We start from the raw sequence: 14,819 nt of genomic DNA, 5'->3' as shown, positions 1-14,819 counted from the left end.
TGATGTCTATAGGGCGGATCCAATCCGTTTGATGGGATCCGTGAGACGTAGATCTCTTGCTGGGCTGCAGTAGCCCCAAGGTTTCATGTGCCCGGCCGGGGAGGGTTGGCCACGGAGTGTCACCCACCACGCTAGAGGAGTCCCCGCAATGCGTCGATCGTGTCGGCCTCGGCGGCCGTCTTGTCGTCCCGGTAGCGCAGCACGCGGGCGAACCGCAGCGCGACGCCGCCGGGGTAGCGGGTGGAGCGCTGGACGCCGTCGAACGCGATCTCGACGACCTGCTCGGGCCGCACGTGGACGACGTAGCCGTCGGTGGACCCTTCGGCGAGCTCGGTGAAGCGCTCGGTCTGCCAGGCGAGCATCTCGTCCGTCATGCCCTTGAACGTCTTGCCCAACATCACGAACCCGTCCCCGGCGGGGTCCCGCGCGCCGAGGTGGATGTTCGACAGCCAGCCGCTGCGCCGCCCCGATCCCCGCTCGACGGCCAGCACCACCAGGTCCAGGGTGTGGCGCGGCTTGACCTTGACCCACGCGGACCCGCGCTTGCCGGCCGCGTAGGGCGCGTCGAGGTCCTTGACGACGACCCCCTCGTGCCCGGCGGCGACGACCCGCTCGAAGAACTCCGCCAGCGCCGCCGCATCGGCGTCGACCAGGCGAGGGACGACGGCCTCCGCGGGGACCGCCCGGTCGAGCGCTGCCAGGCGCTCGCGCGCCGGTGCGTCGATCAGGTCCGTGCCGTCGAGGTGCAGCAGGTCGAAGAAGCGGACGGTGAGGGGGAGGGCGCCGGGTTCGGCGTCGTGGGTGCCGGTGCGCGACGCCGTCTCCTGGAACGGCCGGGGCCGTCCGGCGTCGTCCAGGGCGAGGGCCTCGCCGTCGAGCACGGCGGCCTCCACCTCCAGGGAGCGGGCCAGCGCCACGACCTCCGGGAGGCGGTCGGTGATGTCGTCGAGCGACCGGGTAAACACCGCGACGTCGTCACCGGCCACGTGCACCTGGACGCGGATGCCGTCGAGCTTGGTGTCGGCGGCGACCGCGGCGTCGCCGAACTTGTCCACGGCCGTGGAGACGTCGGGCGCGGACGAGGCCAGCATGGGCCGCACCGGGCGGCCGACCCGCAGCGTGAAGGACTCCAGCGCCCCGGCGCCGCCGGTCAGTGCGGCGCGGGCGATCGGCCCGGACAGCGCGCTGAACATCGCGGCCCGGCGCACGGACCGCCCGGGGACGTCGGCCGCTTCGGCGATCGCGTCGAGCAGCAGCGAGTCCGAGGCGCCCTGGCGCAGCTCCTCGCGCAGCAGCCCGGACAGGAACTGCTGCTCGTCGGCCGTGGCCCGGGAGAACAGCTCGGTGAAGGCGTACGTGCGTGCCGTGTGGGAGCCCGTGCCCGCGAGCGCCTGCATCGCGGCCAGGGCCGCGTCGACCTCGACGGGCGTCAGCGTGGCGACCTCCGCCGCAGGCGGCAGGTCGGCCAGGTTGCGCCAACCGATCCCCGTGCGGCGTTGCCGCGGGCGGCCGGACAGGTACGACGCGACGATCTCGATCTCGTCGGCGTCCGGGTCGTCCGACACGGCCTCCGCCGGGGGAGCGGCCGACCGCAGCGCCTCGGCCAGCAGCTGGCGCTTGCGCAGGCGGGAGCGCGTCGCGGCGACCGCGGCGTGCGTGGTGACCAGCTCGGCGAGCAGCACCCCTCGATCTTCCCAGTGGCTACCGACATCTGCCCGAAGACGCGGGGGTGGCGGGGCTGACGGGGGCGGGGCCGTCAGATACCTGGGGAGATCTCAGGAGGTGGCGTGCGCCGTGTCGTAGGCCTCGCGGGCGGCGAGCACGTCGGCGGAGTGGTCCAGGGTCCAGCGTTCGAGAGCCTGCAGGGGGCCGAGCACGTCGTGCCCGGCGGCGGTGAGCTCGTACTCGACGCGCGGCGGGACCTCCGCGTGCACCGTGCGCTGCACGAGGCCGTCCCGCTCGAGGCCGCGCAGCGTCCGGGTGAGCATCTTCTGCGAGACGCCGTCGACGCGCTGCGCCAGCGCGGAGAAGCGTTGCGGGCCGTCGGCCAGGGCGCCGACGACGAGGACGGTCCACCGGTCGGCGACGCGGTCCAGGACCGTGCGGCTCGGGCAGGCCTTGAGGTACGGGTCGAACGGGATCTCGGTCACGGTGCTTCCTCCTTGCGGACCACGATCCTACGTCCTATAGTCTCCGAAGGAAACCTACTCTCCTTTGGAGAGTGACATGCCGGCAGAGAGCGAGAATGTCATGGCACGCATCACCGTCATCGGAGGCACCGGGTACGCCGGGGAGCACATCGTCCGCGAGGCCGTCGCGCGCGGTCACGAGGTCACCTCGCTGAGCCGGTCCGAGCCCACCGAGCCCGTCGACGGCGTGCGGTACACCACCGGCTCGGTCCTGGACGAAGCGACCGTGGACGGCGCCGCGCAGGGCGCCGACGTCGTCGTCGCGACCGTCTCCCCGCGCGGTGACATGGCCGGTCGCGTCCGGCCCGCCTACGCCCGGATCGCGGACCGGGCCGCCGCCCACGAGGCGCGGCTCGCCGTCGTCGGCGGCGCCGGATCCCTGAAGGTCAGCGAGGACGGCCCGCGCGTCGTCGACGGCCCCGACTTCCCGGACGCGTTCAAGGCCGAGGCGCTGGAGTTCACCGACATCCTCGCCGACCTGCAGGACGCGCCGGAGAGCCTCGACTGGTTCTACCTCAGCCCGCCGGCCGTGTTCGGCGCCTACGCCCCCGGCGAGAGGACCGGCACGTACCGCACCGGCGGTGACGTGCTCCTGGCCGACGACGAGGGCAGCTCGTTCATCTCGGGCGCCGACTTCGCGACCGCGCTGGTCGACGAGCTGGAGAACCCGACGCACCGTCGTCGCCGGTTCACCGTCGCGAGCTGACGCCGGCGCGACACGGCCCGCCCCTCGAGCGTGAGGGGCGGGCCGTCGTCATGAGGGAGAGGTCGCCGGCGGGATCGCTCAGGCGGCCGTGGGGAACGGCACGCCGGTCGTGGCGTGGCAGCGGTAACCGTGCGGGTTCTTCGCGTCGGACAGGTACTGCTGGTGGTAGTCCTCGGCGTAGAAGAACGGGCCGGCCTCCGCCGCGGGCCGCATCTCGGTGGTGATCGGGTCGTACCCCTTGGCCGCCAGCACCTCGGCGTACCGCTCGGCGGTGGAGCGCACCGCCTCCGCCTGCTCCGGGGTCGTCCAGTAGACGCCCGAGCGATACTGGGTGCCGACGTCGTTGCCCTGGCGGTAGCCCTGGGTCGGGTCGTGCCGCTCCCAGAAGAGGCGCAGCAGCTCCTCCTCCGACACCTTCGCGGGGTCGTAGGCGACCATCGCGGTCTCGGTGTGCCCGGTCCGCGCCGTGCAGACCTCCTCGTACGTGGGGTTCGGCGTCGTGCCGCCCATGTAGCCGACGGCGGTGCTCACCACCCCCGGGACCTGCCAGTAGATCTCCTCGGCGCCCCAGAAGCAGCCCATCGCGAGGTAGAGCACGCGGGTGCCGGGCTCCCAGGGGCCGACGATCGAGGTCCCCAGGACGGTGTGCGGCCGGGGCGCGGCCAGCACGGGGCCCTCACGGCCGGGCAGCGCGTCCTCGGGCGCGATCATCGTCGTCTTGCCGCTGCCGAACAGGTTCTCGAACATCGCGTCGCCTCCTGGAGTTGCCTGCGGGGCCGGTCCGCCGACCCCGCTCCTGCGCAACGATCTCGCGCCGCCGCGTGTTCCGCCGTCGTGCCGACGCCCCACGAACCCCGGGTCCCGAACTGCCGACCTCGGCAGTTCGGGGACGAGGGGTGCTGGACTCAGTCGAGGTCGCGGACGGCGCGGGCCTCCACGTCCGCCAGCACCTCGTCGGCTACGTGCGGACTCACCTCGCCGGCGTTGCGCGCCCGGACGCACACGTCCCGCTCGACCTCCACGGCGTCGCGCAGCAGCTCGTCCACCAGCTCGCCGTACCGGCCCTCGGCGTCACCGCCCGCCTGCCGCGCCTCCGACAGCGCCTGCTGGGCCGCGAGGTACCCCTCGTACTGCTGCGCGACGGCATCCCGCACCGGCGCGGGCAGGTCGCCGCGCGCCAGCACCGCGTCGAGCGCCGCCCGGGTCGCACGCTCCCGCAGCTCGGCGACCTCGGCCGTCTCGTCCGCCGTCGTGCCCACGCCGAGACGTCGCACCACCGGCGCCAGCGTGAGGCCCTGCAGCACGAGCGTCGCCAGCACGACGACGAGCCCCACGAAGACCACCGTGTCCCGCTGCGGGAACTCCTCGCCCGAGGCCACCAGGTGCGGCAGGGCCAGCGCGGACGCCACGGAGACGACGCCGCGCATCCCCGCCCACGAGATCACCAGGGTCTCGCGCTGCGTGAACGCCCCGATCCCGGCCACGTGCTCCGGCACGCCCTGGCGGCGCGCACGGTCCGCCATGCCGCGCTCCAGCCACCACACCGCCGGGAACATCCAGGCGAACCGCAGCAGGATCAGCGCGGCGACCACGGCCAGCGACAGCGGCAGGGCGATGTCGGCGACGGGGTTGCCGTCCAGCACGGAGGTGAGCTCGAAGCCGATGAGGACGAACACCACCCCCGTGATCAGGTAGTCGGCGTACTCCCACACCGAGCGGCCCAGCAGCCAGCCGCCGGAGGACACCGACGTGTGCGACACCGAGCGCAGCCACAGCCCGAGGGTCAGGACGGCGAGCACGCCGGAACCCAGCAGCTCCTCGGCCACCAGGTAGGCGGCGAAGGGCAGCGCGATCGTCACCGTCGTCTCGGCCGCCGGGACCCGGATGCGGCCCAGCAGCAGGTGGCCCAGCCAGCCCCCGGCGGCGCCGACGGCGATCCCCACCACGACCGCGAGCAGCAGGTCGAGTCCCACCTCGGCCGCCGTCACGCTGCCGGCCACCACCGCCGCGACCGCCACGTGGTACAGCACCAGGGCCGTCGCGTCGTTGAACATCCCCTCACCCTCGAGGACCGTCACCACGCGGCCCGGCAGCCGGAGGCGTCGCGCCACCGCCGTCGCGGCCACGGGGTCCGGGGGAGCGACGATGGCGCCCAGCACCCACGCCACCGCCCACGGCGCCCCGGCGGCGTGCGCGATCACCGCCACGACGCCCGCCGACGCGATCGTCAGCCCCACCGCGGTGATGAGGATCGGCCGCGCCTGGCTGCGGAACTCGCGGGCCGTGGAGCGCTGGGTCGCGGCGAACAGCAGCGGCGGCAGCACCACGGGCAGCACCAGCTCGGGATCGAGGCGAAGCCCGGGCGTGCCCGGGATCAGCGGGAGCAGGATCCCGAACAGCGTCAGCAGGACGGGCAGCGGCACCCGGATCCGGTCCGCGAGCGGCGTCAGCACCACGATGCCGGCGATGATCACGCCCCACAGGGCGATCGACGACATGGCTGCTCCCGGTGGACGACGACGGCGGTCGCGGCAAGTCTGCCGGTCCGGGAGCGGCGACGCACCCGTTCGACGGGTCGTGCTGCCCGGCGTGTCGGCGCCGATGGGTACGGTCGGAGCATGGCGACCCCATCGGACGACCCCCTCCTGCTCCCCGACGCCGCAGCCTGGCGATCCTGGCTCGACGACCACGAGGACTCCGCGCACGGCGGCGTGTGGCTCGTGCTCGCCCGCAAGGGGCGTGACGACGCGCCCACCACGCTGCGACGCGACGAGGCGCTCGAGGAGGCCCTGTGCAGCGGCTGGATCGACGGTCAGGCACGACGCCGTGACGCCGACACGACGCTGCAGCGTTTCAGCCCGCGGCGCCCGCGCAGCACCTGGTCCCTGCGCAACCGCGAGATCGTGGGCCGGCTCGTCGACCAGGGGCGCATGCGCCCCCGCGGGCAGGCCGAGATCGACCGCGCCCGGCAGGACGGCCGCTGGGACGCCGCCTACGCCGGCCCTGCCTCCATCGAGATCCCGCCCGAGCTGGCCGCCGTGCTCGCCGACAGCCCGCGGGCGACCGCCGCGTGGGACCGGCTCACGGCACGCAACCGGTACGCGATCCTGCACCGCCTCGTGACCCTGCGCACCGACGACGCCCGCGTGCGCAACGCCGCGCGCTTCGTCGAGATGCTCGAACGGGGCGAGACGCCCTACCCGCAGCGCCGGCGGCTGCACGACGACGGGCGATGACCTGACCAGGACCCTAGTCTGGGGCCCGTGAACAGCGAGCGGGGTCGGATCAGCGGGGCGGACACCGTCCCGCTCAGCGTGCGGGGCGCGGCCGCGTGGTCGTGGCGGCTGCTGCTCATCGCCGCCGGCGTGGCGGGGCTCGTCTGGCTGCTCAGTCAGCTCAAGACCATCGCGGTCCCGGTCGCGATCGCCCTGCTCATCACCGTCCTGCTGCGGCCCGTGCGCGTCACCCTCCAACGCTGGGGCGTCAACCGGGGCGTGGCGAGCGCGATCTCGATCCTCGGGCTGATCGCGTTCGTCACGGGCCTGATCGTCCTCGCCGGGCAGTCGATCGTCTCCGGGTTCCAGGACCTGTGGGACCAGGCCGTCGCCGGGTTCGAGGAGTTCCTCGCCTGGCTGTCCGACGGCCCGCTAGGACTGGACACCGCCACGCTGGAGAACGTCGGCCAGCAGGCCCAGGACTGGGCCTCCGACCAGAGCTCCACGCTCATCACCGGGGCGCTCGGTGCGGCGACGACCGTCGGGCACGTCCTCGTCGGCATCATCATCGCGATCTTCTGCCTGATCTTCTTCCTGCAGGACGGCCGCAGCATCTGGACCTGGGTGGTCAACCTGCTGCCGGTCGCCGCCCGCGAGACCGTGCACCAGGCCGGCCGGCGCGGCATGGTCACCCTGTCGTCCTACGTGCGCACCCAGATCCTCGTGGCCCTCGTCGACGCGATCGGCATCGGTGTCGGTGCGGCATTCTTCGTGCCCGCGCTGGCCATCCCGATCGGCATCCTCGTCTTCGTCGGCTCGTTCATCCCGATCCTGGGCGCCATCGTCACCGGCGCCATCGCCACGGCCGTGGTGCTGGTCGCCGAGGGCTGGATCGCGGCGCTGATCATGCTCGGCATCGTCCTGTTCGTCCAGCAGGCCGAGAGCCACATCCTGCAGCCGTTCCTCATGGGTCACGCCGTCTCGCTGCACCCCGTCGCCGTGGTGCTCGTGGTGGCCGCCGGGAGCCTGGCGGCAGGCCTGATCGGGGCGCTGTTCGCCGTGCCCCTCGCCGCCGTCCTGAACACCGTCATCCAGTACCTGCACGGCCACGACAAGTTCCCCGAGCTCGGCACCGACGACCACGTGCCGCTGCTGCGACGGCGACCCTCGTTCGCCGACCTGCCGGGCACCCTGCTGTGGACCCACCGCTCCGGCTCGGACGACGCCGCAGCACCCGGGACCGCGGCGCCCGGCACCGACGCCGGACGCGGCGAGGACCCGCGGACCCGCGGCGAGACCCCGGACCGCTGAACCGCCGGTTCGGTCGTACCGGCCCGACGCCCCATACTGGGCGGGTGAATCTTCCGACCCCGCTGGACCGCGTGACGCTCGACGACGTCAGGGCTGCCGCCACCCTGCTGGAGCCGGTGGTGACACGGACACCCGTGCTGCCGTTCCGGGCGCTGACGCAGCTCACGGGTACCGACGTCGTCCTCAAGTGCGAGAACCTCCAACGCGCCGGGTCGTTCAAGATCCGTGGCGCCTACACGCGCCTCGCGCGGCTGACGCCCGAGGAGCAGCAGCGCGGCGTCATCGCCGCCTCGGCCGGCAACCACGCCCAGGGCGTGGCCCTCGCCGCCCAGCAGCTCGACATCCCCGCCGTCGTGTACATGCCGCAGGGAGCCTCGGTGCCCAAGCTGCAGGCCACCCGGGGGTACGGCGCCGAGGTGCGCCAGGTCGGCACCAGCGTCGATGAGGCGCTCGCCGCCGCACGCTCCGAGTCGGCGCGCACCGGCCAGGTCCTCGTGCACCCGTTCGACCACGCCGACGTCGTGGCCGGGCAGGGGACGGTGGCGCTGGAGATCCTCGAGCAGGTGCCCGACGTCGGCACGGTCGTCGTGCCGCTCGGTGGCGGTGGCCTCGTGGCCGGGATCGCCACGGTGCTCGCCGAGGCGGCGCCGCACGTCCGCGTCGTCGGTGTCCAGGCGGCGTCTGCGGCCGCCTACCCGGCCTCGCTCGCGGCCGGCAAGCCGGTGCCCGGTCAGCTCGGGTCGACGATGGCCGACGGGATCGCCGTCGGGACGCCCGGCGAGGTCCCCTTCGAGGTGCTGCACCGCCTCGGCGTCGAGGTGCGCACCGTGTCCGAGGCGGAGATCTCCCGGGCCCTGCTGCTCGTCGCGGAGCGTGCGAAGCAGGTGGTCGAGCCCGCCGGTGTCGCCGCCGTCGCCGCCGTGGTCGCCGCCCAGGGCCTGTTCGCGGGGACGGTCGTGCCCGTCCTGACCGGAGGCAACATCGACCCGCTGCTCCTGCAGCGCGTCATCCAGCACGGTCTGGTGGCCGCCGGGCGCTACCTGCAGATCTCGGTCCGGCTCGACGACGAGCCCGGGGCCCTGGCCTCCCTGCTGGACTCGGTCGCCGCGGCCGAGGGCAACATCGTGCGTGTCGACCACCGCCGCACCGACACCACGCTCGAGGTGTCCGAGGTGCTGGTCACCCTGCAGCTCGAGACCGAGGGGCCGGACCACTGCGCCCGCGTGCTGGAGCGCCTGCGGCGTGACGGCTACCACCTGACCTGAGACGAGGACGACCCCCGCGGTCCGGACCGACAGTCGATCGCGGACCGCGGGGGTCGTCCTCGCGGGAAGGTGCCGTCAGCCGGCCGCAGCCTGCGGCTCGGTGCTGGTCTCCGGCTCGGTGATCAGCGGGTACACGCCGTTCTCGTCGTGCACCTCGCGGCCGGTGACCGGCGGGTTGAACACGCACACGCACGTGATGTCGGTCTTGGGCCGCACCTTGTGCTTGTCGTGGTCGTTGAGCAGGTACAGCGTGCCCGGCTTGAGCTCGTGCACCTCACCGGTGGCCAGGTCCTCGATCTCGCCCTCGCCGGAGGTGATGAAGACGGCCTCGATGTGGTTGGCGTACCAGAAGAAGTTGTCGGTCCCCGCATACAGCGTGGTCTCGTGCACCGAGAACCCGACACCCTCCTTGGCGAGGATGATGCGCTTGGAGCGCCAGTTCTCGCTCTTGATGTCGGCTTCGGTGTCGGTGATCTCGTCGAGGCTGCGGACGATCATGCGTGTCTCCTCAGGTCGTGGGGGTGCTCGCGGTGGCGCAGGTCTCAGGCGACGGCGGCGGCGAGCGCCTCGTCGATGATGGCCAGGCCCTTGCGGAGCTCGTCCTCGGTGATGGTCAGCGGCGGCAGGAGCTTGACGACCTCGCTCTCGGGACCGGAGGTCTCGACGAGCAGCCCGCGCTCGAACGCGCCGGTGGTCACCTTGTCGGCGAGCTCGCCCGAGGGCATCTGCAGGCCGCGGGCCAGGCCGCGGCCCTTGTTCACGAGACCGAGCTCCGGGTAGCGCGACACGAGACCGTTGAAGTGGGCCTCGATCAGCAGGCCCTTGGCGAGGATCTCCTTCTCGAGCGTGTCGTCCGACCAGTAGGTGCGGATGGCCTCGGCCGCCGTGGCGAACGCCGGGGCGAGACCGCGGAAGGTGCCGTTGTGCTCGCCGGGCTCCCAGACGTCCAGCTCGGGACGGACCAGGGTGATGGCCATCGGCAAGCCGTAGCCGGAGATCGACTTCGACAGGCAGATGATGTCCGGGTTGATGCCGGCCTCCTCGAACGAGAAGAACCCGCCCGTGCGGCCGCAGCCCATCTGGATGTCGTCGAGGATGAGCAGGATGCCGTGCTCCTTGCAGAGCTCGGCGAGGCTGCGCAGCCACTCGGCGCGCGCGGCGTTGATGCCGCCCTCGCCCTGCACCGTCTCGACGATGACGGCGGCCGGCTCGTTGAGGCCGGAACCGCCGTCCTCGAGCATCCGCCGGAAGTACTGGAAGTCGTCGACGTCACCGTTGAAGTAGTCGTCGTACGGCATGGGCGTGGCGTGCACGAGCGGGATGCCGGCACCGCCACGCTTCATCGAGTTGCCGGTGACGGACAGCGCGCCGAGCGTCATGCCGTGGAACGCGTTGGTGAAGTTGATGACCGACTCGCGACCGGTGACCTTGCGGGCCAGCTTCAGCGCGGCCTCGACGGAGTTCGCGCCACCGGGGCCGGGGAAGACGACCTTGTGGTCGAGCCCGCGCGGCTCCAGGATCAGCGAGTGGAACGTCTCGAGGAAGTCGCGACGGGCCGTGGTGAACATGTCGAGCGAGTGCACCATGCGGTCGTCGGCGAGGTAGTCGATCAGGACCTTCTTCAGCACGGGGTTGTTGTGCCCGTAGTTGAGGGACCCGGCGCCGGCGAAGAAGTCCAGGTAGGCGTCGCCGTCCTCGGTGTAGACGGTGGCACCGACCGCACGGTCGAACACGACCGGCCAGGCGCGCGAGTAGCTGCGGACCCCGGACTCGAGGGCGGTGAAGCCGGTCGGGTCCTCGGTGGTCGACGCGTCGTTCGGGGGGGTCAAGGTTGTCACGAAGGACACTCCTGTAGGTGGTGCGCGCGGGTGCGTGCGAACGTGCGGGGCTGCGCCGTCACCTGCGCGCGGGACCGGCGCAGCCCGGAGATCATGGCCCGTCAGGAACGGCGGATGCCCTCGATGACGAGCAGTGGTTCGGCCTCGTGGCCGTCGGGGAAGTGCTCCGCCTCGAAACCGGTCACCTCCGAGAGCGTGGCTCCGCGCTCGGCGGCCCAGCGCTGGAAGACTCGTCGGGAGGACGTGTTGTCCTCGGTCACCGTGGTCACCAACGAGTCTACCCCGGGCAGTCCGTCGATGACCGAGTCGACGAGCCGCCCGGCCACACGGTGGCCGCGGGCGGCGTCGTCCACGGCGACCTGCCACAGGAAGAAGCGGCTGGGGTCGCGGGGCAGGAGGTAACCGCTGAGGAAGCCGACGACGCGGCCGTCCAGGACGGCGACGCGGCAGGTGTCGGAGAAGTGGTCCGCGAGCAGCAGGTAGCTGTACGAGGAGTTGAGGTCGAGGCTGCCCGAGTCACGGGCGACCCGCCACATCTCGCCACCGTCGGCGAGGGCGGGCGGTCGGATCTGGAGGTCGACGGAATCGCGCCCGGGCGTCGCTCCGCCGGGCACCTGATGGTCGCTCGATGAGGATTCGGTGGTGTTCATACCACGGAAAACCATAGACACTTCTGCGGGGAATTCCCACCCTTGTGCCGACGGTCACAGGTGGTGACACGGGCCCCGGGAACCGTCCGCAACCGTTGCGCTGCCGGGGCGGAAGCGGGTCGACGTCGACCGTCGCGACACCGCCAGGACGTGGTGCACGTCACGTCCTGGCGGTGTCGAGCGCCGCGGGCGGCACGCTCGCCGCACCTCCGGCTCGGGCTGCGCCGTGGCCGGCTCAGCCGGAGAACGGGGTGGCCTTGAGGACCTCGACCGGGATCTCGCGGCCGTTCGGCGCCGTGTAGCTGACCTTGTCCCCGACCTGGTGGCCGTCGATGGCGGCACCCAGGGGCGACGTGGGCGAGTAGACGTCCATGTCCGTGGTGCCGGCGATCTCGCGCGACCCGAGCAGGAACGTCATCTCGTTCCCTGCCACCGACGCGGTGACGACCATGCCGGCCTCGACGGTGCCGTCGTCGGCCGGGCTGCCGACCGCCACGTAGCGCAGCTTCTCGGTCAGCTCGCGGATGCGGGCCTCGTTCTTCGCCTGCTCCTCGCGGGCGGCGTGGTAGCCGCCGTTCTCCTTGAGGTCACCCTCGTCGCGGGCGGCAGCGATGCGCTCGGCGATCTCGGCGCGGGCGGGGCCGGAGAGGTGCTCCAGCTCGGCCGTCAGCCGGTCGTGAGCCTCCTGGGTGAGCCAGGTGACGTTGCTCTCGGTCACGAGGGCTCTCCTTTCTGGTGCTCGTTCGTGCCCGGCGCGCGCCGCGCGGACGTCCGGCCGACGGGCGTCGGCACGCGCGTCGGCTCGTGCAGGACTTGCGTATGAATCCCTCAGGATAGCCCAGGGTGCGCCGGGTGCGGGAGAGTTGGCTGGTCAGGTGCGGGTCGATCGGTGGTCAGGTGCGGACCACGGGCAGGTCAGCCGTCGACGGCCGCGCAGCGGGCCACCACGGCCGACGTCGCCTCCTGGGAGGTGCCGATCGTGACCTCGTAGGCGGACGTCCGGGCCTCGGCGGGACCCACGGTCACGTCCACGGTGCCGACCTGCGCGTAGCTGGGCGCCAGCGCCTCGACGGTGCACACCGCCGTCGTGCCGGGCGCCATGTGCACCTGGAACGAGGCCTCGACGGTCTCGGCGTCCACCACGTCGAAGCCGACCATGTCGTACTCGACGGGGTCGTCCTGCTGCAGCCAGAACGTGTAGCCGGCGACCGCCAGCACGGCCACGACCAGCGCGACCACCACGGCGGTCGTGCGCCCGCGGCGTCCGGCGCCACCGCGGCCCGTGCTCGGGCGCGCGGCTCCGTAGCGGTCCGCGGGCACGGCGGGGGGCGAGGACTCGGTCATGACACCATTGTCCCCGATGGGGACGAGGGGTCCGCCCACGGGCCCGGAACACCGAGGAGGCACTGTGACCGGCGAACCGCTGCGGCTCATGGCGGTGCACGCGCACCCCGACGACGAGTCGAGCAAGGGTGCGGCGACGACGGCCCGCTACGCGGCCGAGGGCGTCGAGGTCCTGGTGGTCACGTGCACGGGCGGGGAACGGGGCGATGTGCTCAACCCGTCGTTCGAGGTCCCCACCGGTCACGAGTTCGAGTCCGTCGAGGGCAAGCGGGCCGTGCGCCGCCTGGAGATGGCGGCCGCCGCCGACGCGCTCGGCGTGCGCCAGACGTGGCTCGGTTTCGTCGACTCCGGGCTGCCCGAGGGCGACCCGCTGCCGCCGCTGCCGGAGGGCTGCTTCGCGCTGCTGCCGCTGGAGGAGGCCTCCGCGCCGCTGGTCGAGCTGGTCCGCGAGTTCCGGCCGCACGTGATGACCACCTACGACCCGTCGGGCGGCTACCCGCACCCGGACCACATCCGCTGCCACGAGGTCGCCTTCGAGGCGTACCACGCGGCGGGTGACGCCGGCCGGTACGTCGTCGACGGTGGTGCCGAGCCGTGGGCGCCGCTCAAGCTGTACTACAACCACGGGTTCTCGATGGCGCGCCTGCGTGCCGCGCACGAGGCGATGGAGGGCGCCGGCCTGGAGTCGCCGTTCGGGGACTGGATCGAGTCGCGTGCCGCCCGGGAGATCCCCGAGCGCACCGCGACGACCAGCGTCGACGTCGCCGCGTACTTCCCGCAGCGCGACGCGGCGCTCACCGCGCACGCCTCCCAGATCGACCCCGAGGGGTTCTTCTTCGCGGTCCCGCGCGACCTCGAGGCCGACGTCTGGCCGACCGAGGAGTTCGAGCTCGCGGACGCCCGCGTCCCCACCACCACGCCGGAGGACGACCTGTTCGCCGGCATCCGGAAGGAGTCCTGATGCCGCTGGCGCAGCTCGGTGCCCTGCTCGCCGACGTCGACCCCGCCCCCGCGCCGAGCCCCACGGCCCGCGTGCTGGAGGACTGGGAGGTCACGCCCGGGCTCGAGGGCTTCCTGGCCACGTTTGCCGTCGCCGCGGCCGCCGTCGTGCTCTTCCTGTCGTTGAGCCGGCACCTGCGCAAGGCGGATGCCAACGCCCGCGAGCTGGGCTACGACGTCCCCGAGCGCAAGGGGATCGCGGTGCGCCGGTCCGACGCCGGCACGGACGCGGACGGCACCGGCCAGGCGGGGGAGGGTGACCGGGAGGCGACGGCCTCCGCCGACGTGGGGGCGACGCCGGAGTCCCCGGACGTCGCCGGCGAGGACGACCGGCGGGGCCCCGCATGAGCGTGCGGGTCACGATCGGCCAGGTGACCGTGGCGGACGACCACGAGGCCAACCGCTACATGGTCGCCGACGCCGTGGCCGAGGCCGCCCGCGTGGGCGCCGACCTGCTGGTGCTGCCCGAGTACGCCTCCGGGTACCACCGCCACGGTGTCGGGATCGAGCACGCCGAGGACCTCGAGGGGCCGTTCGTGTCCCTGCTGCGGCGGCTCGCCGGCGAGCACGGGCTCGCGATCATCGCCGGCACGACCCTGCCCGGCGCCGACCCGGCACCCGGCGAGACCCGCAAGGGTGTCAACGCCGTCGTCGCCGTGGACGCCTCCGGTGAGCTCGCCGGCGTCTACCGCAAGGTGCACCTGTACGACGCGTTCGGCACCCGGGAGTCCGACCGCCTCGAACCCGGGCCCGTCGACGCCGAACCCCTCACGCTGCGGGTCGGCGACCTGACGTTCGGGGTCATCACCTGCTACGACCTGCGCTTCCCCGAGTCGGCGCGTCGGGTGGTCGACGCCGGCGCCGACGTCGTCGTCGTGCCGGCCGCCTGGGTGTCCGGTCCGCTGAAGGCGGAGCACTGGCGCGCCCTGCTGACGGCCCGCGCGATCGAGAACACCGTGGTGGCCGTCGGTGTCGGGATGGCGGGCAAGGGCGTCACCGGGTGCTCGACGCTCGTCGGGCCGGACGGCGTCGTCGGGCTCGAGGCCGACGAGACCCCGCAGCTGCGCACGGTCGACCTGGACCCGGAGCAGCTCGCGGCCGTGCGGCGCTCGAACCCGTCGCTCGCCAACCGGCGCTACGCCGTCGTCCCGCGGTAGCCGGCGCCTCCCACCCGGACCCGCCGGCCGCGAGGTAGCGCTGCTCCCCGCGAGGTAGGCGACATCTCGCCGAGTTGTTGCCTCCGTGAGCACAACGTCGCCTACCTCGCGAGAACCTTGCCTACCTGGCGGGAGGGCCGCCTAC

The 14,819-nt window shown here is 72.9% G+C and carries 16 protein-coding genes; 7 read left to right on the top strand and 9 right to left on the bottom strand.

Features of this window, described 5'->3' with window-relative positions:
- Nucleotides 1-131: 131 nt before the first annotated feature.
- Nucleotides 132-1,682 (bottom strand): ATP-dependent DNA ligase, encoded by a 1,551-nt coding sequence (locus HDG68_RS01305; RefSeq protein WP_172148549.1) that lies wholly within the window; start codon nt 1,680-1,682, stop codon nt 132-134.
- A 93-nt stretch (nt 1,683-1,775) separates the two neighbouring features.
- On the bottom strand, nt 1,776-2,150 hold the full coding sequence (locus HDG68_RS01300) for a winged helix-turn-helix transcriptional regulator (protein ID WP_172148548.1): 375 nt from the start codon (nt 2,148-2,150) through the stop codon (nt 1,776-1,778).
- 100 nt (nt 2,151-2,250) lie between these two features.
- Between HDG68_RS01300 and HDG68_RS01295 the strand changes: the two genes are divergently transcribed.
- Nucleotides 2,251-2,895, top strand: a complete 645-nt coding sequence (locus HDG68_RS01295; RefSeq protein WP_172148547.1) for an NAD(P)-dependent oxidoreductase — start codon at nt 2,251-2,253, stop codon at nt 2,893-2,895.
- Between the two features lie 78 nt (nt 2,896-2,973).
- Here HDG68_RS01295 and msrA read toward each other — a convergent pair whose 3' ends face one another.
- Together msrA and HDG68_RS01285 are read right to left on the bottom strand one after the other, a co-directional pair.
- Nucleotides 2,974-3,642, bottom strand: coding sequence for a peptide-methionine (S)-S-oxide reductase MsrA (msrA, locus tag HDG68_RS01290; protein ID WP_172148546.1), 669 nt, complete (start codon nt 3,640-3,642; stop codon nt 2,974-2,976).
- Nucleotides 3,643-3,800: 158 nt separating this feature from the next.
- A complete protein-coding gene (locus tag HDG68_RS01285) occupies nt 3,801-5,393 on the bottom strand; it encodes a Na+/H+ antiporter (protein ID WP_172148545.1) in 1,593 nt (530 codons plus the stop codon).
- Between the two features lie 120 nt (nt 5,394-5,513).
- Between HDG68_RS01285 and HDG68_RS01280 the strand changes: the two genes are divergently transcribed.
- From HDG68_RS01280 to ilvA, 3 genes are read left to right on the top strand one after another with little or no spacing between them, the layout of a single operon-like run.
- A complete protein-coding gene (locus tag HDG68_RS01280; protein ID WP_172148543.1) occupies nt 5,514-6,131 on the top strand; it encodes a YdeI/OmpD-associated family protein in 618 nt (205 codons plus the stop codon).
- A 27-nt stretch (nt 6,132-6,158) separates the two neighbouring features.
- Complete coding sequence (locus tag HDG68_RS01275) at nt 6,159-7,421, top strand: AI-2E family transporter (protein ID WP_172148541.1); 1,263 nt, start codon at nt 6,159-6,161, stop codon at nt 7,419-7,421.
- Nucleotides 7,422-7,465: 44 nt separating this feature from the next.
- Nucleotides 7,466-8,686 carry a threonine ammonia-lyase gene (gene ilvA, locus HDG68_RS01270; RefSeq protein ID WP_172148539.1) on the top strand — a complete coding sequence of 407 codons (1,221 nt, stop codon included), beginning with the start codon at nt 7,466-7,468 and terminating at the stop codon, nt 8,684-8,686.
- Between the two features lie 75 nt (nt 8,687-8,761).
- Here ilvA and HDG68_RS01265 read toward each other — a convergent pair whose 3' ends face one another.
- From HDG68_RS01265 to HDG68_RS01245, 5 genes are all read right to left on the bottom strand, one after another.
- The gene (locus tag HDG68_RS01265; RefSeq protein WP_172148537.1) at nt 8,762-9,184 is read right to left on the bottom strand and encodes an ectoine synthase; all 423 of its coding nucleotides are present in this window, start codon (nt 9,182-9,184) and stop codon (nt 8,762-8,764) included.
- Between the two features lie 44 nt (nt 9,185-9,228).
- Nucleotides 9,229-10,524: a diaminobutyrate--2-oxoglutarate transaminase gene (gene ectB / locus HDG68_RS01260; protein WP_172148535.1), complete on the bottom strand. Its 1,296-nt coding sequence runs from the start codon at nt 10,522-10,524 to the stop codon at nt 9,229-9,231.
- A 101-nt stretch (nt 10,525-10,625) separates the two neighbouring features.
- A complete protein-coding gene (gene ectA, locus HDG68_RS01255) occupies nt 10,626-11,174 on the bottom strand; it encodes a diaminobutyrate acetyltransferase (RefSeq protein WP_172148533.1) in 549 nt (182 codons plus the stop codon).
- A gap of 235 nt (nt 11,175-11,409) precedes the next feature.
- Complete coding sequence (gene greA / locus HDG68_RS01250; protein ID WP_172148531.1) at nt 11,410-11,892, bottom strand: transcription elongation factor GreA; 483 nt, start codon at nt 11,890-11,892, stop codon at nt 11,410-11,412.
- Nucleotides 11,893-12,089: 197 nt separating this feature from the next.
- Nucleotides 12,090-12,518: a DUF4307 domain-containing protein gene (locus HDG68_RS01245; protein WP_172148529.1), complete on the bottom strand. Its 429-nt coding sequence runs from the start codon at nt 12,516-12,518 to the stop codon at nt 12,090-12,092.
- Between the two features lie 64 nt (nt 12,519-12,582).
- Between HDG68_RS01245 and mca the strand changes: the two genes are divergently transcribed.
- From mca to HDG68_RS01230, 3 genes are read left to right on the top strand one after another with little or no spacing between them, the layout of a single operon-like run.
- Nucleotides 12,583-13,479 (top strand): mycothiol conjugate amidase Mca, encoded by an 897-nt coding sequence (gene mca / locus HDG68_RS01240; protein WP_343037358.1) that lies wholly within the window; start codon nt 12,583-12,585, stop codon nt 13,477-13,479.
- Nucleotides 13,479-13,865: a hypothetical protein gene (locus HDG68_RS01235; protein ID WP_172148527.1), complete on the top strand. Its 387-nt coding sequence runs from the start codon at nt 13,479-13,481 to the stop codon at nt 13,863-13,865. Before mca ends, HDG68_RS01235 begins: the two co-directional genes overlap by 1 nt.
- Nucleotides 13,862-14,674 carry a carbon-nitrogen hydrolase family protein gene (locus HDG68_RS01230; RefSeq protein ID WP_172148525.1) on the top strand — a complete coding sequence of 271 codons (813 nt, stop codon included), beginning with the start codon at nt 13,862-13,864 and terminating at the stop codon, nt 14,672-14,674. Before HDG68_RS01235 ends, HDG68_RS01230 begins: the two co-directional genes overlap by 4 nt.
- Nucleotides 14,675-14,819 lie beyond the last annotated feature (145 nt).

Origin of the sequence: Isoptericola chiayiensis (genome assembly GCF_013149805.1) — a bacterium.
GTDB lineage: Bacteria > Actinomycetota > Actinomycetes > Actinomycetales > Cellulomonadaceae > Isoptericola > Isoptericola chiayiensis.
This window is presented reverse-complemented; position numbering and strand designations above follow the sequence as displayed.

Excerpts from the sequence above, each read along its gene's own strand:
- HDG68_RS01295 (WP_172148547.1), top strand. The coding sequence starts at position 2,251 with ATGGCACGCATCACCGTCATCGGAGGCACCGGGTACGCCGGGGAGCAC.
- msrA (WP_172148546.1), bottom strand. The coding sequence starts at position 3,642 with ATGTTCGAGAACCTGTTCGGCAGCGGCAAGACGACGATGATCGCGCCC.
- HDG68_RS01285 (WP_172148545.1), bottom strand. The coding sequence starts at position 5,393 with ATGTCGTCGATCGCCCTGTGGGGCGTGATCATCGCCGGCATCGTGGTG.
- HDG68_RS01280 (WP_172148543.1), top strand. The coding sequence starts at position 5,514 with ATGGCGACCCCATCGGACGACCCCCTCCTGCTCCCCGACGCCGCAGCC.
- HDG68_RS01265 (WP_172148537.1), bottom strand. The coding sequence starts at position 9,184 with ATGATCGTCCGCAGCCTCGACGAGATCACCGACACCGAAGCCGACATC.
- ectA (WP_172148533.1), bottom strand. The coding sequence starts at position 11,174 with ATGAACACCACCGAATCCTCATCGAGCGACCATCAGGTGCCCGGCGGA.
- HDG68_RS01245 (WP_172148529.1), bottom strand. The coding sequence starts at position 12,518 with ATGACCGAGTCCTCGCCCCCCGCCGTGCCCGCGGACCGCTACGGAGCC.
- HDG68_RS01235 (WP_172148527.1), top strand. The coding sequence starts at position 13,479 with ATGCCGCTGGCGCAGCTCGGTGCCCTGCTCGCCGACGTCGACCCCGCC.
- HDG68_RS01230 (WP_172148525.1), top strand. The coding sequence starts at position 13,862 with ATGAGCGTGCGGGTCACGATCGGCCAGGTGACCGTGGCGGACGACCAC.